Here is a 20,337-nt window from a genome sequence, read left to right as displayed (position 1 = left end):
CCATTAATATGTCACTGGTATATGAAGGATGACTGTGGTACCAGCAGTTGGGTTTTTGGTGATCTGTACACTTGCTTTCTTGCCCAACAGCTGCATGCGTTCACGACTGATGGTCCCAGAGAGTGAACGATGGTTAATTACAGGAATGTCTGGATTTACTTTACCACTATCTTTAATCGTCACCTGTAGGATATCTTCAGATAACGTAAACTGGATGTCGATACTGCCATCGCCCGTTTCGAGGTTTATGCCATGCAGAATTGCATTTTCAACATAGGGTTGTATGAGCATTGGTGGTAGCATGACCGCACTTAAATCTTGATCTTCAGGTTGTGTGATATGGTAATGAAAGGCATCTTCAAAACGCATTTGCTGCAAGATCAAATAGTTTTCTAAGGTTTCCAGTTCCTCATTTAATGGAACAAGGTTTTCACGGCTTAATTCGAGATTGCTGCGTAGTAGTCGACTGAAACGATTTAAATATTTGATGGCATTTTCCTTCTTATCCAGGCGCATGAAGCTCTGTACAGCGGAAAGGGTATTGAAAATAAAGTGCGGTTCCATCTGTGTGCGCAACAACTGCTGCTGCAACAAGACCTTTTCTTTCTCTTGTATGGAACGGCGCTGGCGAAAACTGTAATATAGGAAGAAAAGTATGATGATCAATAAAATAACCGCGAGCGAGGATATGATCAGCCCTAAACGATTTTGTTGTAGCTGGAGTTTATTGATCTTGATATTTTCGTTCAGTATTCGAATAGATTGATCCTTCGCCTGGAGTTGATATAGGGCATTCATTTCTGCGATCGCTTGTGTATTCTCCGATTGGTAAATACCCCTTTGTAATTGCACAAGATGATTCAATACGTCTATTGCGGCTTTATTTTTTCCTTGCAAGCGATAGACGGCTGCTAGACTGTTTTGAAATGTAATTTCGTTGTTGGGAAAGATTAATTTTGGAAACTGCGCTTTAAGTTTGCTGGCTTTTTGGATGAATTTTTCTCCCAAGGCCGGCTTATTTAATGAAACATAGATTGCGGCAACATTACTGTAGTCTACGAATAAATTGTTCATCAATATAGAGGACGCTGTTTGTTGGTGCAAACGTTCATCTATCGCTATTTTTAGCAACTCATAATGTAAAATGGAGTCCGGTTTTTTAGCCGTTTCATAGTATTGGATCTTCGAATCATATAGAAAACTAATGTTGTATTTGTCTGGATTTTTGGCATGTAATTCTTCGAGTTGATGAAGGAAGGGGGCAATATCTTTTGCTGGCCGCTGTAAAGTATTCAGCGTCTGGATCATTTGTACCAATACGCGTTGTCGGTTAATGTGTCCTTCAGGCAGCGAATCAATTAGGGGGAGTACCGAACGATTCATTTTTTCTGCAAGGTTATACTGAAAGGAGCTCAAGTTGTTTTGGGCAGCGGACAGTAATATCGCTGATTTCGCTTCGGTTGACAATCCTGATGCGGTATCCGACAAAACAATCGTGGCGGCTTTGTTGTAATAATAGCCCGCTTCGCGTTGTTTTGCTTCTATGCTGCGGATATTTCCTATGCCATTGTAAATAAGAGCTTTGTATTTAGCGTTTCCGGTGGTGAGTTCAATGAGTTCGAGCGCCTGTTGAACAAAAAAAAGAGCCGAATCTTGGCCACTCATAGCATAGAGTCGTGCTAGATAATATTTTACACGGGCAGCGAGTACCGTGTCTTTTTTTACGGTGGCATGCTGGTCTAACTTTAACCAGGCAAGTTTGATGGAATCCCCATTTGCTGCATTTAATCTTTGGTCCTCCAGCGTTTTAATCTCTGCGGCAATAGCATCATGATCGGGCGACAGTGCGTCATTCTTTCGAGCGCAAGCGATCGAAAACAAAGACAGTAGCAGCCAAGGGAAAATGCGGTTCAATAGGCTCATTTTTCAGGGAACAGCTGATTTAAGATCGAGTTTTTTCTGCGTGATGAAATCGGAATTTCCTCTTTGTTCTTTAAGACAATATACTCGGAACGATTGACACCAGAAATATGTGACCTATTAACAAGATACGATTGATGGGTGCGTAAGAAATAGGGCGGTGGCAATAATTCTTCATAATATTTGAGGGGTTTAGAAATTAACTCCTTTGTACCATCATTTAAAAAGAAAAAAGTATAGGGACCGTCTCCTTTGCAGTACACGATGTTGTGAACGGGGACGATACGTACATGGTGTATGGAAGACAAGGCGATGCTTTCGGGAAGTTCGCTGGCGTGTAAAGCTTCCTGCACCATTGATAAACGCTGCATCCATTGGGGATTGTTTTCGCTTTTACGCCGGTAACGTTCTAATGCCTCGTTTAATTCGGTTTGATCGACCGGTTTCAAAAGATAATCCAAAGCACCATATTTGATGGCTTTGATTGCAAAATGATTGTAGGCCGTAATGAAAATAATATTCTGTGGAATAGCGATTAGCTTTTTTAGGATGTCAAATGCTGTACCATCACGGAGTTGAATATCCATGAGTATAACGTCTGGTTGTTTCTCTTCAATCAATTTTACAGCATTTGTCACCGTATCACTCCAGCCAACAAGTTCAACATCAGTTTCCTGTTGGATTAAATAGCTGATTTCTTTGCGTACCGCGGGTTCATCCTCGATAATGGCTACTCTGATCATTTATCAATACTTTATACCCTATAAAAATAATAATTGTAAGTAAGGAAACTGAATCCATTTACAATTCGTTGCAATTATTTACAATCTGGATTTAAGATTCGAGTAGGGGTGAATTGGATTTGATCATTTAAAATTCCAAATAGCAGTTGAAATTTTTATATTTAGTATTGTATAGACCACTAGAAATATGGAGGCTCAGAAGTCATTAAAATCGGTTTTTGCTGGTAGCATTGGTATAATTACCTTGTTTGCAATTGTTGGACAGTTTATCTTAAGTGCTCATACCTCCAAGCTTGACAGGATCGACTATATTATTCAGTTTTTTAGTTATTTTACAATTCTGAGTAATGTAATGGTTATGTTATGCTGTTTTTTTACTATTTGCTGGTCAAAGAGTCGAATGGGCCTATTTTTTACTAGACCCGAAACAATTACTGCCGTAACATTATATATTCTTATTGTCGGAATTATCTATAATACCATACTTCGCTTTCTGTCGCATCCTCAGGGTTTATCAATGGTGGTTGACGAATTATTGCATGTGCTCGCTCCTGTGAGTTTTTTCCTTTTTTGGTGGCGTTTTTTGGACAAGGGAACAATCCGGTGGAGTCATATTTTTTATTGGTTGATCTTCCCATTAGTCTATCTTTTTTATACGTTGTGGCATGGTTCGTTTTCTGGATTTTATCCCTATCCTTTTGTCAATGTTTCCGAATTGGGGATGGACAGGGTTATTTTGAACAGCTTTGGAGTAACGTTGGTTTTCATCGTCATTGGTACATTGCTCATTGTATTGGGAAAGTGGCAAAACAAACGGCGTTCTCAACGGATTAAAAAATAAGAAAACTCAAAGCTCTTCGATATTGTTATATCACAAAACGGCGTTTATTTTTTACTTTAATTGAATTGAAAAATGGTTATACGATTTTTTATCTGTGTCTCTTTGGTATTATGTGCGATTTGTTGTTTTGGTCAAGTGGATGTTGATAAAATGAGAGCCGAGTACGCGACTGCTGTTCAAAACAAAAAGCTCTGTGAAACGAATCTGAAACTATTGGAAAAAGCTGCCAATTCCGCCACAGAAAAGGGTTATCTCGCGGCTTATGAGATATTATGGGCAAAACATATGGGCAACCCGTTTACAAAATTGGGGCAATTCAAGAAAGGAAAAAAGCTCCTCGAAGAAATGATCATGAAATACCCTGACAATATCGATTTACGTTTTATTCGTTGGAGCGTGCAGACGCACGCACCATCTTTTTTAAGCTATGGTAAAGATAGATTGCGTGATAAAGATTTCTTGGTCAAAAATTTACATAAATTGCCCAATCCAAAGGGCCGAGAAGTAATATATACCTATCTGAAAGAAGCGAATGGTTATCTAAAAGGCGAGCATGTGTTTTCGCAGGCTGAATTGAATGAGCTCTCCAAGTAACGAGCTTTCCAAACAAGATTTAGCTATTCCACCAGTTCATTGATGCTAAATAAAAATCTTCGCATAGGCCAAGTTTTTTTTGGACGGAAATTTTCATCTTTGTTAGATCAGTAGCAATTAAACTTTAAATGATGAAACAGATATTTATAAATCTCGCGGTAGCAGATGTGAATAAGTCAATGGATTTTTATACACAATTGGGCTTTACGAACAATCCTCAGTTTTCGGATGAGCAAGGTAAATGTATGGTTTGGAGTGAGCATATTTTTGTTATGCTTTTATCTCCGGATAAGTTTAAAACATTTACGGAAAAACCGCTTGCAGATACAAAAAAACAGATCGCAGGACTATTTTCACTTGCTGTCTCTGGTCTGGATCGTGTGAACGAAATTGTTGATAAAGGACTGAAAGCTGGCGGTATAGAACCCACGCCAATGAAAGACTATGGTTTTATGCAACAGCGAAGTATTGAAGATTTTGATGGGCATACCTGGGAGATATTTTACATGGATATGAGCAAATTTCCAACCGCATAAAAATCACAACGGAATAATCGGTGGAAGCAAGGTCCCTGCAGTAATGTAAGGGACTTTTTCTTTTGATTTTAACGTAGCGAAGCAAGTGTATGCCGACCATTGCCGCGGGCGATTTTTTATAGGAAGTACGAATATTAAATCAGGGTAAGCGAATTATAGTTATGGCTTGTCAAAAACGGATGTGCACCCTACATTTGACGAAATGCTCGTTCGTGTTAGATAAGCGGATCAGTATTAGATCATAAAACTTGACATATGTTTAAAAATAGAAAGCTCAGCAAAAATCCGCTTCATTATGTTTATGCGATAATATGGATTCTTATATTTGGTTCCATCGCTTATTACGTTTATTCAGGTGCCGCATTTAAACCGGAGAATGGTAAAATCCATTTGGTCGCCATACTTATTGCTTGGGTGGTGGAGTATTTGGGGCTTACAATTACGAGTTTACTATTCCTTCTGTATGGAATTTATCGGGCTATAATAACTGTTTTAGATGACGGAAAGAAGCGATCATAAAAGGATAGCGTTTGGGCGTCTACCCAAAACGCTATCCTTTATTAGTTTTAGATCGTGTTATTCAATAGACCATAAAGACTTTTAATCAAGACTCGATGGGCTCCTGCTTGCTTCAAAACGGGTTTTTAAATGCTGTCTTCTTGAGCGGCGCAAACGTGATTTTTTTACAGGATAATGTCTCTTTTTCGTGATATTGTTAAAGATCAGAGCCACCAGGAATAAAATTATGCAACCCGATAGTACTGGACTTAATACATACCAATATCCCATCGCTGAAATTTTTGTTCCGCTGCTGACGGCAATGAGTGCTGTTGCTCCACCAGGAGGGTGTAGCGTGCGTGTATGCTGCATACAAACAATGGACAAGGCCACGGCGAAGGGAGCGGTCAGCCAGATAATATCGGGAAGGAGCTGTGCAACGGTAACCCCGGCGATTGCAGAAACAACATGCCCACCAATTAAGTTGCGGGGTTGGGCAAGTGGACTTTGTATGGCACCATAAACCAAAACCGAGGAAGCTCCGAAGGAGCCTATCAAAAAGATATTTTCCAGCGAAGGTAAATGAAGAGATTGGATATAAGCGATAATAAATATTCCTACAAAGGCGCCAATAAATGACCAAAAATGTTCCCAAGGATCGACTAACGTCTCTCTATAGATCACATATCTATAGATCCGTAATTGTCGGTGAAGATGCTGTTTCATTTTATTTGCAAATATATATAGACTAAGGGCTTTAAACTTTGCGTATTCTATCTCGATTTTTGAAGAATTTATAACATCCGATTTCTTATGTTGGATGTCACCATACTTTGGACAGTAAAGTCCATCGAAATGATGTCTAATGAATACCTCATATTTATAGACTCATGGTAGTTACAAAGCTTTTATTCCTTGTTCAGATCGAGAAATTTAATGGGCAAAAGTACATTAAAATAATAAAATCTATCTGCTATAATTTAAAATCTCCCTCTAATACTGCTAGTTTTAACGTATACTCTTTTATGGCCACCAGCCCAACTTACAATTTTGTAAGTTGTTCCAGTCTCCAGAAAAACACATTAGTTTTGTTCAAAAAATATACTTTATGGAATTGAAAGATAATATTTTGGGTTTTCACCACCTGTCGATTAAGGCTCAGGATTTTGATAAGACAATTGGATTTTATGAAAATCTCGGTTTTATTATTGTGCATGAATGGTCATTACCCGAGTTTAATTTAGAACGTTGTGCTATGCTTTTTAATGCCTCTATTGGCTATTATTTGGAAATTTGTGATAAGAATGCTACTATTCCAACGCAGGGAAGAAGGCGTATAGAAGGGGAGGAATATGTCGAGAATGCGCTACTTCATCTGTGTTTTACGGTAGAAGACGCCGAAGATGCCCGAATACAGGCTATCGCCCATGGTGCTCAAGATTTGAGTGATGGAGTATTTCAACTCATACTCAGCCAAGGTAAAAAAGATGTTTTTGTGCGAAATAGCCTCGTTTACAGTCCGAATGGGGAAGTGATTGAGTTTTTGGAGCGTGTTGATTTTAGTTAAGGTTAGTCGTTGTTAAACCCGGAAAGCGCCGCCAATAGGGGTTTTAGTTTACGACTTTTATCGGTCAGCGAATAGATTGATGCTGTTTTACTTCGGTCTTTTTGAATGAGTCCGTCCAGTTGTAATTCTTTCAATTGTTTTGCGAGTGTACGATCGCTGACTTGGGGCAGGAGAATTTTGAATTCCGAGTAGTTCGTATCCTGCTCCAGGAGTTTGAATAGAATCGAAAGCTTCCATCGGCCACTGAATAATGCCAGCGTCTTGGAGGCGTTACAGAACTGTTGTAATGCTTTTTCATTGATTGCATTCGTCGAATTTTCTTTGCGGTCTTTCATAGCAGCTAATATCGATCATTTCTTCTATTATTATCTAGTCGTGTGTCTGATATAAGAATTCATTTGAATAAGTTTAAAAATAAGGATAATACGCTATGCTATGGTTTGAAGTTGAATTGCTTTCTTCTTTTGGCTTTTTGACGGTTTCTTCTTTCTTCTTTTGTTCAACCATATCCATATTCCTGTGATGGGGAGAGAAGCGGCTAGTGTAACGGCTAAGAATACAATAATCTTAGAAGGTAATCCAAATATCGACCCCATATGAATAGATTTCATCATACGTTGAGCCTGTTGCGCCAAAGGTAATTTTTCTAAAGGGTTATTTTTAAGTAGTTGTCCGGATTTGCTGTCAAAGAAAGCCTGGTTGATCTGTAAAGTTGCATTTGAAAAATTTTCCTTAGTTAGTGCAAAAGCTAAGTCCTTCTTTTCAGGAAACGTGATAATTATATTTCCAGAGCTGGGATATAGGCTGTTTAGCTGCTGATAGATCGTATCCAGCACGAGGTAATCTGAAAAAGCCTGATTGTTGATGTTGCTGATCTTCTCTTTTGTTGATTTTTGCGTTGAACCCAATACTTTATAGAATTGTTTATTGTACCAATCGAAACTCCAGGTCAATCCCGTCAAGGTAAAAATAATTAAAAACAAAGATGCGTAAAAACCGCCCACTGCGTGAAAATCCCAGATTTTTCTTCTGAGAGAGGCTGCCATTTTTATCGTTACACGTTGTTTGAGCATGGATTTATTTTTTGGCCACCACAGGTAAATACCACTTAGGGCAAGAAAGAAAGCCGCTAGAGCTGAGATTCCAGTTAGGGTACTTCCGATTTTTTCGACGAGAAGAAAACGATGGATATCCAAAGTCTTTTGAAAAAAACGGTCACTCTGCCGACCTTTGGATAATAGTGCTCCTGTATAAGGATTTATATATGCATACCAGTATCCGGTCTTTTTTTGTCCATACTGAATACGGAAACTACGGGAAGGATCTGCTGGAATTTCGATGCGAAACAACTTCTTGTCCGGAAAGATAGCTTCGGCTTTTTGGGAAATATGTGCAAGGGAAAGACGATTGCTTTGTACAGTTACCTGCTGTTCTTTCGGCCATAAAAGTGGGGTAAGCTCTTTTTCAAAGCTCAATAACATCCCTGTCACGCAAACAGTAAAAAAGATTATACCAAATAATAAGCCCAAATAAAGATGCAATTTTCTAAGTATATTTTTTAGGCTTTTTTGTTTAGCTCTTTTATGTGTCATAGATGCGCTGTCAATCGGATGAACAGCGCAAAAATATAGTATTATCAGTAATTATTCTAAATAAACGTAAAGTTTAATCGTACCGTTAATCGTCCCAATCCTCATTATCGTCGTAATACTCTTCTGGTCTTCTGTCAAGAGGTACATCTTTGACCACACGAATCGCAGCATTTCCTAAGTTGACATTCACTAGAAAAGAAGGGACATTCACAGAAAAGTTCCATCGGCCATTGGTCATATAGACATATCCGCCCCGATAAGGATCATAGAATGTTTTGTAATCGCTAAAGTACACATGATGTCTCATGTCGTAGTGATGTGCGCTAGCCCATCTTGGACGGCCATGATCATGTTCGTATGCATGTTTCCAGTATTTGCGATCTTGCTTATCGCGTTCGCGCACATATTTGTCGTACTCTTTTTCCCGTTTTCGAATGTATTTTTCACGGTCCTTGTTGCCATGCCAGCCATGGTCGTCATGTCCTCTGTGTTGTGCTTGTGTTAAAGCTGGCGTCACCAGAACTAGGCTTAGACAGCCCACCGCAATTGAAATTAGCTTTTTCATTATTCCCAAATTTTCATAGTTATTTTCTAGAATACAAAATCCTTGCCAATTGATCAGTGGTTATGTCTGATCTAATTGGTGTTGTCTGCCAGAGCTGCTTGGACTTCTTCTCAAAAGATACTGATTAGCGGGATAAGGCCTGAAATGGCGATAAATTAGATAAAAGCCGTATCTAATCAAGTTGAATATACATGTGATAATATTCGCCCCCTACTAAAGGAGTTTTTTTGCCGAGTTTGAAACCAATCCTTTCATAGAGTTTTTGTGCATTGGGATTCTCTAGGTCGACGAGCAAACTTTCTTAAAACCATTTTGCTTGGCATGTGTAATTGCATAATTTAAAAGTTCTGTTCCGATACCTTTGCCCCGTGCCATGGGAGCAACCGCAATTGAATCGATATAAAATTCGTCGCCAGCTGTTTCGGCTTCTGGAATCAAATTATTATTGTACAGTTCCTTCATATGATCCAAAATAGGCTGTCTTAATTCAATAAATCGATCACCATCGTAACCGGTTAATGAGCCTAAAATATGTCCATTGTCGTCAATTGCGACAAACGTATGCTCATAACTATAGAGATTACCTTTTTGCTTGAAGAGCTGCGTTAAGAAATTTACAGCCTCGCTTCGATCTTCTTTTTTGATAAAGCGAAATATAATGTCTTCCATTGCCTGGAGCATAATTTCAGGGACATAATGTGCGTCACTTTCTTGGGCACTTATAATGTTATGATGTATATCCATTTTTTTGAAGAATAAAAGCGAAGTTAGTAAACTTAAATGATTTTCGTTAAAGGGCTTTTGATCGGATTTTTTTTCGAAGAAATTTTACTATAACGAGCGATATCTCGCTGAGGGGATAAAGTCGACCGTTTATTGAATGTAATATGAAATGGCTCAATGTATCGATCCTGACGAAAACGAATAACAGTTAATTAAATCCTTCTTGTGAAAAAAATATATTGTCCACGTTGGATCGAATAGTTGATCAATGTATTTGAATATTGATCGGCTTATATTCATAAGACATTTCTTGTTATTTTTGAATCGTGTTGTTGTCAGTTATACGGCTTTCGGCAGCTTTTTTTGGATTAAAAACAAATTACAATGATTATAAGAGCGACAGTTTCTGCTTTTTTGGTTGCTATCATCAGCCTAATTGCGACCTTACTTGTACAGAATGCAGATCTAAATATGGTTTATGCTGCATTTTGCTGTTCGCCTTATTTTATTGTTATCGCTTTGATTTATTTCTATTTTAATTTCTTTCGGAAGAAGTTAAAGGTCTTAGAGAAACCAAAATTCGCTTTTGAACTTGGCTATGGTTTTCTTTTTTATTGCTTATTTTCTTTATTGCTTCCGGTACTTCTTTTTTTATCAACCTGGGGTGATGAATACGAGCATCGGCTTTATGCAGATTTAGGGGGAGTGATTAAGGAAATGTTTCCTTTGATTTTAACACTCAGTATCTTCCTGACATTCTTTAGTAGCGTGATTATCACATGGGCAATAAAATCCTGGAAATATTTGGTTCCGACTTTGCTTGGATATCTTATTTTACTACCGATTATATTCGCGTTCTCAACGACAATACGTGAGTTTAATGACCTCAGGGAAGAACGCCTAACACAAGAAGATAATATCAGAGAAGGGCGCTATAAATGGTTCTGTGCGATGAGTAATCCAGCAGCTTATCCCGTCCAGTTATATAGTGGCCGTTTTATCTTTCCGAAAGATGAAGATTATGAATTTACATTTAGTGAAGGCAATATCGTAAACTATAACGCCGTGTGGGGACAAGCTGGAGGCGGTACATATGAGCAGGTGATGTCATTGCCTAAGGCATTAGACGTTACTTGGTATTCCTTTGCTGAAGATGTTTTTTATCGCATGAACGGTCCGATTGATTATAGTAAATTGCGGAGGTTGTTCAGTACACCATACCAAGAAAAAGGAGCGATCAAAACTAATGATGAACATTATAATAAGATTATTTTGGGTTTTGCTCCTGGCGGTGTACTTGTAGTATGGGCCAGTGGGACAGGACGTCGTCAGGTCGAAATCGGTCGTTATCAAGCCGAAAAAGTAGTGATCCATGCTACGGATACATCCAAAGATAATGGAGCGTACGGTAATGTCTTTAATCAGGAATGGCGCGATCAAGTATTGTCCGATTATCGATTATTCCTTCGGATGTTCAACAAGCCATTGCAAATAAATCTATTCCCTATGGCTACTGGGATAAATTACGGCAACGTTATCCTGTACAGCCTAAATTTGTATTGTCTTCTGACAGAAAAGCATTTGATGCGGACTTGGAGTTTTATAATTCCGAACGATTTGTCTTTGATGAGCGTCTTCGGGATATGGACATGGCATCTCGAGGTATTCCCAAAGATGTGTACATTAAATGGTATGATCAACATAATAACCGATGTGCTGCGCGGTTTTTGTTTGATGAAACTGAGACATTTAAGAATTTCGCTTCATTTTTTAATGACAAAAAGGACGTTGGGGCTATGCTGGAGTTCAGTGTTGACACAAAGACTAACATAGCAACAGCGACATTAAGAACCGATAGTGAAAGTAAGCTGCTTTTGAAAACTGAAGTAATCGACTATGGGGAGCATTTCTAAAATTTGGAAGTGAATCTACAGATCTTTTTTCATGTTATAATTTGGTATTTCGACTTCAGTTCTTATTTGTATCTGCTCAGCGATAACTTTAAATCCATTTGCCTCAAAAAAGGGTTTCGCGGTTTTACTTACATCAGCAGTCACGAAAGTTCTTTCTAGTCTTCTTGCTTCATCTTCCAATGTAGTATAAAGTTTTTGAGCAATCCCTTGGCGTTGAAAATCTTTATGGACATACATGACATCGACATAGTTTCCATGATTGAGGGAAGCGAACCCAACCATTTTCTGATTTAGCATAGCTACAATAAAATACTGATCTTCGATTAGCCGATGCCAACGGCCATGATTATTGACGGACGATACCCATGCTGCAATTTGCTCGTTATTATAATTATCTGCGCATACAGTCGCAATAGTTTCAGAAAATAGGATTAACATTTCTTGCAGATCTTGCAATACTCCTTTTCGGAGAATCAATCCCATTGTTTTTGTTTGAATTTTGGTCATCTTTTGGAAAAAGTGTTGAATAAAAGGCTTGATATGCCAAACCTAATGGGTTGCAGTGGTATCAAAAGAAGGCGAAATTTTAATGAAAACGTGTAATTATGTTAAAGTTATAAATATTATATTTATAACCGCAAGTCGGCGATCCGATTTACGAACAATAAGTCAGTATTAACCATTTTCTCGGAGGATTTTGCGTATTAATTTCACAGAATTGTTGAAATTAATTTATCGGTTATGCCAATAGGCAGACAGAGCGTTGAAATTGACCTTTTTCAAGCATGAAGACCATATTTTATTTTTTTGTATTCGTTTCTTTGGTATTGTCAAGCAACTTTAATCATGTATGTGGGCAATCTGTAGTGGAAATAGCTGCAATTAAAAACCCTGTTGTCCAACTGGAGGCTGCTCTTCAGTTGCCTATTAGGTTTGATGGTGATACGATAAAATTGAAAAATGCCTTGGCGCCGTTTTTGGAATTGGCAGACAAAAAAAGAAGTGTTGCTTTAAAATGGGCTTATTATATGCGTATGGCTGACGGTTTCTCAATTGCGTTTGATCGCATAAATTCATCATCTGAGCGCTATTATCGTTTGGCTGAGCAGTTGCTCCGTGTACATCCAGATCCTGAATTAGAAATGTTGGGTTGTGCCCGTGAAGGATATTACAACTTTATCTATAGACGGGTAAAGGAAGCATTTCCGTTCTTTTTACGAGCGAATGATTTAAAATCTAAAGTTACTATCAAAAAAATCCCCATGGTAGTCAAGCATTACCAATTTATGGCGAGTTTCTACAGCTACATTGGTGAACAGGCAAATGCTGTTGCTTATTTAGAGGAAGCGCTACCTTTACCACGCCGGCTGCACGGGAACGTGTCGATCTGATCAATTCCATTGCTGTATATCTAGCAAAGGACTCGCTCGATCACCAAGCTTTTACCTATTTGAATCGCGCAATGGATGAAGCTAAATTGGCGAAAGATTCGGTTTGGATTGGTATCATTTCGGGTAATTTAGCAGATCATGCATGGCGAAAAGGTGAAAAGGAAAAAGCTATTGGGTTAGTTAAGAAAAATATTGAGCTTTCTATGCGTTATAATGAGCGGAAAGATGCGATGCGTGCAAATCTCAATTTAGCCAATTGGTATATCGAATTGAAAGAATGGAAATTGGCTGAGCAATATGTGATGACCTGTGAAAGTTTGATGGAAGATAAGCCCTATTTTTTAAAATATAAAGTAGAATTAGCAAAATCCAAGTCTAACATCATGCGGGGGTTAGGACGTGGAGGGGAGGAGCTTAAGCAATTGCATTTGTATCTGATGTTGAAAGATTCGTTGGAAAAAAGGATGAATGATAAAGAGATACAGAAAATGCTGTGGCAAAGGGAGTCTGAAAAATACAATCGGACTATACAGGCTACTGAAGAAAAACGGATTCGGACAAAACGCATGTATCAGTTTATAGGCATTGTTCTTCTCTTGATTTTTGCCATAATTGTATTGTTGGTCAATAAGTCGAAAATTAAAATTAAGATGCGGAATACTTTACTAGAAAAAGACCAACTTGCGCTTGCCGATGAAAAACAATTGCTAGATCAGGAGCTAATGATTTTACGAAACTCTTTGACTGAATTTACAGCCACCATCCGCCAGAATGATGTCGTTATCCAGCAACTTAGGCAGGAGGTGGCGAAGATCTCCGAATCTGATCCGGCGTACATCACGCAGGTTACGGATAATTTGAATGCGCTTTTGCAGCAACACATTATGACAGATGAGCGGTGGCAAAAATTCAAACATGTTTTTAACAAAGTGTATCCCGCTTATCTGACACAAATGCGGCAAACTTATCCAAAGGTTACCGAGAATGATCTTAAGATATTAGCGCTGCTCAAATTGGATTTAAGTAATGCGAGTATGAGTGAATTGCTGTGTGTTTCGGTGGAAGCCGTTCGTAAGGCAAAACAGCGATTGAAAAAAAAAATTAGAGCACACTGAAAAGTAAGGGAGATTCACATTTGATCCATGTCTTGAATAAAGATGATCTCGTATTCGGAGGTTATTTAAATCAAATAGATTAATCAAGTAGAGTCTACCGGATTAATCTATTTGCTAAGAGCGACGAAGCGCTATCGAAATCTATTTCGCATTTTTTGCAGTGACATTAAGTTCAATGTCAACGTTTTGTGCGATCATCCAGTCTTGAGGGTTACCTTCTGTACCGTATGTAAGACCCCAATCTTGTCTTTGGATCGTAAATTTAGAATAGAATGTTACTTCATCACCATTGAAAGTAATTTTTGCAGGGAAAGTTACATTCACCGTTTTATCTTTGATGGTTAAGTTACCACTAACTGTATTTGTCGCATCAGCAACAACACTTTTTCCTTGCGCTGCATCAAATGGGCCAACTTTGGTGATTTCGAATTTTGCAGTTGGATATTTTGCTACGTCAAAGAAATCAGCACTTTTTAAATGTGCATCCAGATCTGATGATTTTTTGCCACCGGATGTCGCAGGATCTACAGAAGCTGTATCTGTCAGAATAGAATTGACATCGATAGTGAAAGTACCACCAGTAACTGCGTTATTTTCAGCTGAAAGTGTTCCTTCGCTTTTCAAAACACCATATCTTGGGTTTAAACCGCCTTTATGGTAACCAGTCCATTTTAATGAGCTTTTATCTGCTTCAACAGTGTAAGTCTGTCCTTTTTGTTCAGTTACTTCCTGAGCAGTTGTTGTTGTTGCTTTGTCGCCATTTGTATTTTGACAAGAAGCTAACAACAGGATAAGGGCTAAACCCGAGATTAATTGCTTTTTCATTTTTAATCGTTTTATTTTTTATATGTTTTTTACACTTTATATTTTGCCGCATCAACTGTGCCAATTTGCAACTGCTGATGTTGTCGATACAAAGGTAGATGATAGATAGTTTATTTTTGGTATCAGTTTCCTTAAAGAAACTACTTTCCAAAAAGATAGTGGTCTGTAACTTTATAAATGCGTATTTTTGTAAGAATAAAGAAATCATGTCAGTGGCACCAAGCTTTGCTTGTGTGTTCATTTATCGTTGATCGTATCGGGGATAAGGAAGCCTGTGAGGGTAGAGCGTACATGAATAAAAAAATAATGTAATGAAAAAGGAAGCAACTTTAACGTCGTCAGGTGCATGCAAAACACGTGTGTTGGCCATTAACGATACCATGGAGATTTTGGCCGGAAAATGGAAATTTCATATTATAGGTACCTTATTGTTGGTTGAGAAATTACGTTTTATGGAACTGCTGCGCGAAGTTGAGGGGATAGGTGCGAAGATGTTGTCTAAAGAACTGCAGGATTTAGAAATGAACCAGCTGATCAGAAGAACAGTATTAAATACCAAACCTCTGACGGTGGAGTATGAATTGACCGAATGCGGAAAAACTTTGGGCCCAATCATCGATGAGATTACTAAATGGGGTATAACTTACCGAAGTAAGCTTTATAACAAGAATGGGGAACTGGAAGCAACGACCTAGTATGTAAACACGCCTTTACTTTTAGTGATAAGAGGGAGGATGCCTGTAAAGAACCTGATACGTTGGTAGCAAATCCCTTTGATAATAGGTTATGAAAACGATAATAATTGTAAGTTTGTTCTAGAAATTACAGTCTAACCTACTAAAAAGAAGACAGGATGCGGTTACAACACTTACTTTATTTGTCTCTTGGAGTTTTGAGTATCAGCAGTTGCGGAGTTACCAAAAACGCCCGACACCAAGAGATTCCCTTTGATGAAGGTATCAAAAAAATTAACCATGTGGTTGTTATTTATATGGAAAACCATAGTTTTGACAATCTTTATGGCGAATTCAAGGGAGCCAATGGCATAGCGAATGTCAGAAAGGGTGATTTTTTACAGGTAGACGAGAATGGTGAAGCCTACCCATACCTCCCCGAAATTCCACGTAACAATTCCTTTCCAACCAATCTACCCAATCAATTTTTTAATATAGACCAATATGTACCTTCGGATAAGGCGACGCCCGATGTTACACATCGGTTTTATCATAATCAATTGCAGATCAATGGTGGAAAGATGGATAAATTTGCACTCTATAATGATTCCAAAGGTTTAGCGATGGGCTATTACAATACAGAGAAGCTACCTTTGTATCCGTTTGCCAAAGCCTATACATTATGTGATAATTTCTTTCAGAGTGTATTCGGCGGATCCTATTTAAATCATATTTATATGATTTCTGCGGCTATTCCTGTTTGGCCTGATGCACCAAGCTCAATGGTTGCTAAACTCGATGCAAATGGAAAGATGATTAAAGATGGTGTAGTTACGCCAGATGGTTATGCAATCAATCATGTGCTTTCTCGCAACAAACCTTATCCTGCGAAATCTGATACTTCCAAATTATTACCTTCTCAGACTATGCCGACCATTGGCGATCGCTTGACAGCGAAAAATGTAAGTTGGGCTTGGTATTCAGAAGGCTGGGATGACGCTGTTGCCGAACGTAAAAATAATTTTGCCTACAATCATGAGCCTTTTTTATATTTTGCTAATTATGAGGATGGTAAGGAAGGACGACAACACATGAAGGATCAAAACGATTTTATCAAGGCCGCAAAAGAAGGAACGCTTCCTAGTGTATCTTTTGTTAAACCAGGTGGGGGCAATGATGAGCATCCTGGAAGTTCGGCAGTCTATTCATCAGAACAACTTGCTGTTAATTTGATCAATGCTGTATTGGAGGGACCGAATGCAAAAGATGCGTTGGTGATTTTGACCTACGATGAATTTGGTGGCTTTTTTGACCATGTTAACCCACCCGTCGTTGACCGCTGGGGACCTGGTAGCCGAATCCCGGCAATTGTCATTGGACCATTTGCTAAGCGTGGTGTAGTGGATCATACGCCGTATGAGACAGTGAGCATCCTTTCATTTATAGAAAAACGCTGGGGAATAGAGCCTCTTGCTGAAAGGGATAAAAAAGCAAATCCCTTTAGAAATGCGCTCGTTTTCAAATAGTCGGTTTTTATATCGAGAGATAGGAAATTGAACTATGTGTAAAAAGGTTGTCGTTTGTATCTTATTGGTTGCAATAGTATTTACCCTCGGATTTACTACAGGGCAGCCTGTTTATACTAAACAAAAAGAGGGTAATGCCCGTGAGCATCTGATTCAGAAAGAATTACTGGATCAGATGCTTTCTTTTAAGACATATATCAAGGATACCCTGCAGGCCGAAGTACAGAAAGGTACGGTGGATACGCTACGTCTCAGAAGAGCCTTTTTGACGACAAGGCTACTTTTTAAAAAGTTTGAATGGGCTTCGGAGTATTTTACTGCAGATCTATCCAGAAGGTTAAATGGACCTCCGGTGGAGGAAGTTGAAAATGCGGATTTGTTGGATCCCTCTTTGGCTAGAGGGGTGGAGCCTATTGGATTGCAGGTGATTGAAGAGCTTATCTATCCCACTTACGATAATAGCAATAGGCAAAAGCTAATTCGTGAAATCGAACATTTGATAACCAATACGGATTATTTGATTTCCTATTTTGAAGATCATCAATTGGAGGATTGGCGCATTTTGGATGCTTCGAAACTTGAAGTATTTCGGATTATATCTTTGGGGATTACCGGATTTGATAATGCACTTTCTCGAAATAGTATGATCGAGTCTTCTATGGCGTTAGGCAGCCTACAGCAAATTCTTTTGCAATATGAAGGTAGAAAAGAAACGCTAACATTGATGCTTAAAGGGGCGATCAAATATTTGCAACAACACGCGGAATTTGAATCGTTCGATAGAGCGCAATTCATTACCCAATTTGCCAACAACATCAGTACAGAGATAGCACAGTTGGAACGTAATCTGCCTGGCCCTAAAATCAGATACAATCGAATGCTTCGGCAAGACGTCAATACGATGTTTGATCTGAATGCATTTAATGTAGATGCCTTTAGCCCGGGACCAAAATTTCACTTCAGCAATGAAAAGGCCGTACTGGGAGAGAAATTATTTTATGATGTTGCTTTGTCAGGAACACATACGAGAAGTTGCGCTTCATGCCATCATCCGGACCTTGCATTTACAGATGGGTTGAACTTGCAAGTGGACATTCATGGTTCGGGACGTTTGCTCAAACGTAATACGCCTACTTTGCTCAATGCGGCCTTACAGTCCAACTACTTCTATGATATGCGTTCGTTGACGCTGGAAGATCAGATACACGATGTCATTGGTAATAAGCAGGAAATGGACGGCTCGGTAACTGATATCGTTCAATATGTTTCTTCGGATAAAATCTATCGGTCATTATTTAATAAAGCATTCAATACAGTGGATGGCCCAATCTCAGCAGAGCAGGTAAGCAATGCACTTGCTTCTTACATTCGTGGCCTGACCAAAATCAATAGCCGATTTGATGATTATATGCGTGGGGATAAGAACGCATTGTCCAAATCGGAAGTGAATGGGTTTAATTTATTTATGGGCAAGGGAAAATGTGCGACCTGTCATTTCCTGCCTTTATTCAACGGTGTTACACCGCCCAAATTTATTCAGAGCGAAGTCGAAGTCCTAGGAGTTCCAAAATCCATGAAAGATTCTGTGCTGGATTCGGATTTAGGCTACTATGATATCATTGGTGTTGATTCTTATAAATATGCTTTTAAAATACCTTCTGTCCGGAATGTAAAGAAAACTGCTCCCTATATGCACAATGGGATCTATCGGACGTTGGATGAGGTCATGGAATTTTATAATAATGGGGGTGGGGCAGGACTGGGGATCAAATTATCCAATCAGACATTGTCAGATGAAAATTTGCATCTGAGTGAAAAGGAAATGAAAGATATTATTGCGTTTATGGAAAGTCTCGAAAGCCAATAAAATGACTACGATTCAATATACGCATTCAAGATGGAAAAGCTGTTATTTTTACCATATCTTGGTTTGCCGGGATTGATCAACAGTCAAGTTAGTTAGCCTTACTGACTATAGGAATAAACTATAATACATGGAGTAGCCAGTTGTTCCGTCGAGCCATTGCACAAGTTCTTTATGACTATAATGAAAACCGGCTTTTTGGATAGCGGCTTTCGAAATCATATTTATTTCACGATGGCTTATCGTCAGTTTTCTTAATTGATTCTCGGTGGCCCACGCCATTCTTATTTTATACAAAAGACTCGATAGACCTAATTTTCTGTACAGCGGCTGTATGAAGGACTGACCAAAGTAGGCCTCTTCTTTATTCAACAGCAGCATGCTGGTTATCCCAATCATTTTTTCATTTTCGAAAAGACCAAAAACAATGCGTGGGTATCTTATGCGTTCTGCCCAATCCAAGTCAGATAGTTCTATTTCAGGAGGAGTGCTCCGTCTAAAAAGTGTAGGTTCGGTTTGAATTGACTCGATACGCATCGCTTTGTAAAGTGGAGATTCGTTCTCTGCAAGCTGACGGATATGGAATGAACCTGATTGAAATGCTAAAACGGGCTCTGACATAACGTAATTAATGCTGTCTTAATGATTATTTCTAATACTATAACGCGAAAGTATGTATTATTATTTATACTTCAAATGTGGTATAGCATTCCTTCTCAATTGCTGATTCCCGATGATTATGGCGCGACAACTACGACTATATATGCCTGCAATTGAGCAAGCCGCAATTGTATTAAAGCAACACATGATCCTATTCGTTTCAATGTGGCCTTATGCGCAATTAGGACATCAAAATATAAGTTTCAGGAGTAGCATTTCCGTAATGGTGCTAAAATATGTAAAGATGCTGAATTATAAGATTAGGAACTACAGTAGTTCGGCTATTCTATTTTCTAAGTCTTCTAAATCAAAGGGCTTGGCGAGATAGCTGTCTGCTCCGGCTTGCTGAGCTAGTGTTTCGATATCGGTATTAGCGGATAGATAGATGACAGGGATATTGCAATATAAGGGATGATTTTTGAGCAATCGTGTGGCTTCTACACCGCCTATTTTGGGTATCCAGTTGTCCATCAAAATTAAATCAGGATGTACCTCTTCTACTTTTTCGATAATATCATGAGACGTTTCAGAGACCGCCATATTATAGCCATTTGTTTCGAGGATTATAGTACATATTTCAAGGACATGTTTATCATCGTCCAACATAAGTATTGTTTTGTTTGACATGTTGCAGCTTTAAAAAAGGTGGAGCTAAATTAAATAAAAAGCTATTGCGAGAATAAGGTTAAAATACCGATTCTAATAAGTATAAACCCGTATTTTCGATATATAAAGATGAAAAAGGGAGTTAATTTGCTGGGTTAGTCTAATTTTGAACTTTCAAAAATAG

22 protein-coding genes are annotated in these 20,337 nt (G+C 38.6%); 11 read left to right on the top strand and 11 right to left on the bottom strand.

What is annotated here, in order from left to right:
* Positions 1-3: 3 nt before the first annotated feature.
* Positions 4-1,923, bottom strand: coding sequence for a sensor histidine kinase (locus tag B4Z47_RS03920; protein WP_286726846.1), 1,920 nt, complete (start codon positions 1,921-1,923; stop codon positions 4-6).
* Positions 1,920-2,663, bottom strand: a complete 744-nt coding sequence (locus tag B4Z47_RS03915; protein ID WP_083295993.1) for a LytR/AlgR family response regulator transcription factor — start codon at positions 2,661-2,663, stop codon at positions 1,920-1,922. The genes B4Z47_RS03920 and B4Z47_RS03915 overlap by 4 nt, the downstream gene beginning before the upstream one ends.
* Positions 2,664-2,850: 187 nt before the next feature.
* On the opposite strand from B4Z47_RS03915, the gene B4Z47_RS03910 reads away from it, so the two are divergent.
* From B4Z47_RS03910 to B4Z47_RS03895, 4 genes are all read left to right on the top strand, one after another.
* Positions 2,851-3,504, top strand: coding sequence for a Pr6Pr family membrane protein (locus B4Z47_RS03910; RefSeq protein ID WP_070566966.1), 654 nt, complete (start codon positions 2,851-2,853; stop codon positions 3,502-3,504).
* 72 nt (positions 3,505-3,576) lie between these two features.
* Positions 3,577-4,098 (top strand): hypothetical protein, encoded by a 522-nt coding sequence (locus B4Z47_RS03905; RefSeq protein ID WP_070566963.1) that lies wholly within the window; start codon positions 3,577-3,579, stop codon positions 4,096-4,098.
* Positions 4,099-4,226: 128 nt separating this feature from the next.
* Positions 4,227-4,634: a VOC family protein gene (locus B4Z47_RS03900; RefSeq protein ID WP_046675059.1), complete on the top strand. Its 408-nt coding sequence runs from the start codon at positions 4,227-4,229 to the stop codon at positions 4,632-4,634.
* 255 nt (positions 4,635-4,889) lie between these two features.
* Positions 4,890-5,153: a hypothetical protein gene (locus tag B4Z47_RS03895; RefSeq protein WP_070566961.1), complete on the top strand. Its 264-nt coding sequence runs from the start codon at positions 4,890-4,892 to the stop codon at positions 5,151-5,153.
* A gap of 81 nt (positions 5,154-5,234) precedes the next feature.
* Here B4Z47_RS03895 and B4Z47_RS03890 read toward each other — a convergent pair whose 3' ends face one another.
* Entirely contained in the window at positions 5,235-5,858 is a 624-nt protein-coding gene (locus B4Z47_RS03890; RefSeq protein WP_070566959.1) for an HPP family protein, read from the bottom strand.
* Between the two features lie 382 nt (positions 5,859-6,240).
* Here B4Z47_RS03890 and B4Z47_RS03885 point away from each other — a divergent pair, with 382 nt between their 5' ends.
* On the top strand, positions 6,241-6,699 hold the full coding sequence (locus B4Z47_RS03885) for a VOC family protein (protein WP_070566955.1): 459 nt from the start codon (positions 6,241-6,243) through the stop codon (positions 6,697-6,699).
* Between the two features lie 2 nt (positions 6,700-6,701).
* On the opposite strand, the gene B4Z47_RS03880 is transcribed toward B4Z47_RS03885, so the two are convergent.
* The 4 genes from B4Z47_RS03880 to B4Z47_RS03865 all read right to left on the bottom strand — a co-directional run bounded on the left by B4Z47_RS03880 (position 6,702) and on the right by B4Z47_RS03865 (position 9,600).
* A complete protein-coding gene (locus B4Z47_RS03880) occupies positions 6,702-7,034 on the bottom strand; it encodes a winged helix-turn-helix transcriptional regulator (RefSeq protein WP_046675064.1) in 333 nt (110 codons plus the stop codon).
* Positions 7,035-7,127: 93 nt separating this feature from the next.
* A complete protein-coding gene (locus tag B4Z47_RS03875; RefSeq protein WP_070566953.1) occupies positions 7,128-8,291 on the bottom strand; it encodes a PepSY-associated TM helix domain-containing protein in 1,164 nt (387 codons plus the stop codon).
* 85 nt (positions 8,292-8,376) lie between these two features.
* Positions 8,377-8,856: a hypothetical protein gene (locus B4Z47_RS03870; protein ID WP_070566950.1), complete on the bottom strand. Its 480-nt coding sequence runs from the start codon at positions 8,854-8,856 to the stop codon at positions 8,377-8,379.
* Between the two features lie 279 nt (positions 8,857-9,135).
* Positions 9,136-9,600, bottom strand: a complete 465-nt coding sequence (locus B4Z47_RS03865) for a GNAT family N-acetyltransferase (protein WP_254667721.1) — start codon at positions 9,598-9,600, stop codon at positions 9,136-9,138.
* Positions 9,601-9,963: 363 nt separating this feature from the next.
* On the opposite strand from B4Z47_RS03865, the gene B4Z47_RS03860 reads away from it, so the two are divergent.
* The gene (locus B4Z47_RS03860) at positions 9,964-11,412 is read left to right on the top strand and encodes a DUF2931 family protein (protein WP_070566948.1); all 1,449 of its coding nucleotides are present in this window, start codon (positions 9,964-9,966) and stop codon (positions 11,410-11,412) included.
* A 95-nt stretch (positions 11,413-11,507) separates the two neighbouring features.
* Here the strand turns inward: B4Z47_RS03860 and B4Z47_RS03855 are convergent, their stop codons facing one another.
* Positions 11,508-11,999, bottom strand: a complete 492-nt coding sequence (locus B4Z47_RS03855) for a GNAT family N-acetyltransferase (RefSeq protein ID WP_070566947.1) — start codon at positions 11,997-11,999, stop codon at positions 11,508-11,510.
* 278 nt (positions 12,000-12,277) lie between these two features.
* Between B4Z47_RS03855 and B4Z47_RS03850 the strand changes: the two genes are divergently transcribed.
* Together B4Z47_RS03850 and B4Z47_RS03845 are read left to right on the top strand one after the other, a co-directional pair.
* Positions 12,278-12,883 (top strand): hypothetical protein, encoded by a 606-nt coding sequence (locus B4Z47_RS03850; protein WP_070566945.1) that lies wholly within the window; start codon positions 12,278-12,280, stop codon positions 12,881-12,883.
* 71 nt (positions 12,884-12,954) lie between these two features.
* Positions 12,955-13,998, top strand: a complete 1,044-nt coding sequence (locus B4Z47_RS03845) for a hypothetical protein (RefSeq protein WP_070566943.1) — start codon at positions 12,955-12,957, stop codon at positions 13,996-13,998.
* A 141-nt stretch (positions 13,999-14,139) separates the two neighbouring features.
* On the opposite strand, the gene B4Z47_RS03840 is transcribed toward B4Z47_RS03845, so the two are convergent.
* A complete protein-coding gene (locus tag B4Z47_RS03840; protein ID WP_070566941.1) occupies positions 14,140-14,823 on the bottom strand; it encodes a YceI family protein in 684 nt (227 codons plus the stop codon).
* Between the two features lie 311 nt (positions 14,824-15,134).
* Here B4Z47_RS03840 and B4Z47_RS03835 point away from each other — a divergent pair, with 311 nt between their 5' ends.
* From B4Z47_RS03835 to B4Z47_RS03825, 3 genes are all read left to right on the top strand, one after another.
* Positions 15,135-15,518: a winged helix-turn-helix transcriptional regulator gene (locus tag B4Z47_RS03835; protein ID WP_070566939.1), complete on the top strand. Its 384-nt coding sequence runs from the start codon at positions 15,135-15,137 to the stop codon at positions 15,516-15,518.
* Between the two features lie 158 nt (positions 15,519-15,676).
* Positions 15,677-17,023 (top strand): acid phosphatase, encoded by a 1,347-nt coding sequence (gene acpA, locus B4Z47_RS03830; protein WP_070566937.1) that lies wholly within the window; start codon positions 15,677-15,679, stop codon positions 17,021-17,023.
* A 34-nt stretch (positions 17,024-17,057) separates the two neighbouring features.
* Positions 17,058-18,890: a cytochrome-c peroxidase gene (locus B4Z47_RS03825; RefSeq protein ID WP_083295992.1), complete on the top strand. Its 1,833-nt coding sequence runs from the start codon at positions 17,058-17,060 to the stop codon at positions 18,888-18,890.
* A gap of 105 nt (positions 18,891-18,995) precedes the next feature.
* Here B4Z47_RS03825 and B4Z47_RS03820 read toward each other — a convergent pair whose 3' ends face one another.
* Both B4Z47_RS03820 and B4Z47_RS03815 read right to left on the bottom strand, forming a co-directional pair.
* Positions 18,996-19,508 (bottom strand): GNAT family N-acetyltransferase, encoded by a 513-nt coding sequence (locus B4Z47_RS03820; protein ID WP_046675073.1) that lies wholly within the window; start codon positions 19,506-19,508, stop codon positions 18,996-18,998.
* A gap of 306 nt (positions 19,509-19,814) precedes the next feature.
* The gene (locus B4Z47_RS03815) at positions 19,815-20,174 is read right to left on the bottom strand and encodes a response regulator (RefSeq protein ID WP_046675074.1); all 360 of its coding nucleotides are present in this window, start codon (positions 20,172-20,174) and stop codon (positions 19,815-19,817) included.
* Positions 20,175-20,337: the final 163 nt, after the last annotated feature.

The organism is Sphingobacterium sp. UBA2610, assembly GCF_002339225.1.
GTDB classification, from domain to species: domain Bacteria; phylum Bacteroidota; class Bacteroidia; order Sphingobacteriales; family Sphingobacteriaceae; genus Sphingobacterium; species Sphingobacterium multivorum.
This window is presented reverse-complemented; position numbering and strand designations above follow the sequence as displayed.

Bases quoted from the DNA above. Each gene is read 5' to 3' on its own strand.
- B4Z47_RS03920 (WP_286726846.1), bottom strand. From the start codon at position 1,923: ATGAGCCTATTGAACCGCATTTTCCCTTGGCTGCTACTGTCTTTGTTT.
- B4Z47_RS03915 (WP_083295993.1), bottom strand. From the start codon at position 2,663: ATGATCAGAGTAGCCATTATCGAGGATGAACCCGCGGTACGCAAAGAA.
- B4Z47_RS03910 (WP_070566966.1), top strand. From the start codon at position 2,851: ATGGAGGCTCAGAAGTCATTAAAATCGGTTTTTGCTGGTAGCATTGGT.
- B4Z47_RS03905 (WP_070566963.1), top strand. From the start codon at position 3,577: ATGGTTATACGATTTTTTATCTGTGTCTCTTTGGTATTATGTGCGATT.
- B4Z47_RS03900 (WP_046675059.1), top strand. From the start codon at position 4,227: ATGATGAAACAGATATTTATAAATCTCGCGGTAGCAGATGTGAATAAG.
- B4Z47_RS03895 (WP_070566961.1), top strand. From the start codon at position 4,890: ATGTTTAAAAATAGAAAGCTCAGCAAAAATCCGCTTCATTATGTTTAT.
- B4Z47_RS03890 (WP_070566959.1), bottom strand. From the start codon at position 5,858: ATGAAACAGCATCTTCACCGACAATTACGGATCTATAGATATGTGATC.
- B4Z47_RS03885 (WP_070566955.1), top strand. From the start codon at position 6,241: ATGGAATTGAAAGATAATATTTTGGGTTTTCACCACCTGTCGATTAAG.
- B4Z47_RS03880 (WP_046675064.1), bottom strand. From the start codon at position 7,034: ATGAAAGACCGCAAAGAAAATTCGACGAATGCAATCAATGAAAAAGCA.
- B4Z47_RS03875 (WP_070566953.1), bottom strand. From the start codon at position 8,291: ATGACACATAAAAGAGCTAAACAAAAAAGCCTAAAAAATATACTTAGA.
- B4Z47_RS03870 (WP_070566950.1), bottom strand. From the start codon at position 8,856: ATGAAAAAGCTAATTTCAATTGCGGTGGGCTGTCTAAGCCTAGTTCTG.
- B4Z47_RS03865 (WP_254667721.1), bottom strand. From the start codon at position 9,600: ATGGATATACATCATAACATTATAAGTGCCCAAGAAAGTGACGCACAT.
- B4Z47_RS03860 (WP_070566948.1), top strand. From the start codon at position 9,964: ATGATTATAAGAGCGACAGTTTCTGCTTTTTTGGTTGCTATCATCAGC.
- B4Z47_RS03855 (WP_070566947.1), bottom strand. From the start codon at position 11,999: ATGACCAAAATTCAAACAAAAACAATGGGATTGATTCTCCGAAAAGGA.
- B4Z47_RS03850 (WP_070566945.1), top strand. From the start codon at position 12,278: ATGAAGACCATATTTTATTTTTTTGTATTCGTTTCTTTGGTATTGTCA.
- B4Z47_RS03845 (WP_070566943.1), top strand. From the start codon at position 12,955: ATGGATGAAGCTAAATTGGCGAAAGATTCGGTTTGGATTGGTATCATT.
- B4Z47_RS03840 (WP_070566941.1), bottom strand. From the start codon at position 14,823: ATGAAAAAGCAATTAATCTCGGGTTTAGCCCTTATCCTGTTGTTAGCT.
- B4Z47_RS03835 (WP_070566939.1), top strand. From the start codon at position 15,135: ATGAAAAAGGAAGCAACTTTAACGTCGTCAGGTGCATGCAAAACACGT.
- acpA (WP_070566937.1), top strand. From the start codon at position 15,677: ATGCGGTTACAACACTTACTTTATTTGTCTCTTGGAGTTTTGAGTATC.
- B4Z47_RS03825 (WP_083295992.1), top strand. From the start codon at position 17,058: ATGTGTAAAAAGGTTGTCGTTTGTATCTTATTGGTTGCAATAGTATTT.
- B4Z47_RS03820 (WP_046675073.1), bottom strand. From the start codon at position 19,508: ATGTCAGAGCCCGTTTTAGCATTTCAATCAGGTTCATTCCATATCCGT.
- B4Z47_RS03815 (WP_046675074.1), bottom strand. From the start codon at position 20,174: ATGTCAAACAAAACAATACTTATGTTGGACGATGATAAACATGTCCTT.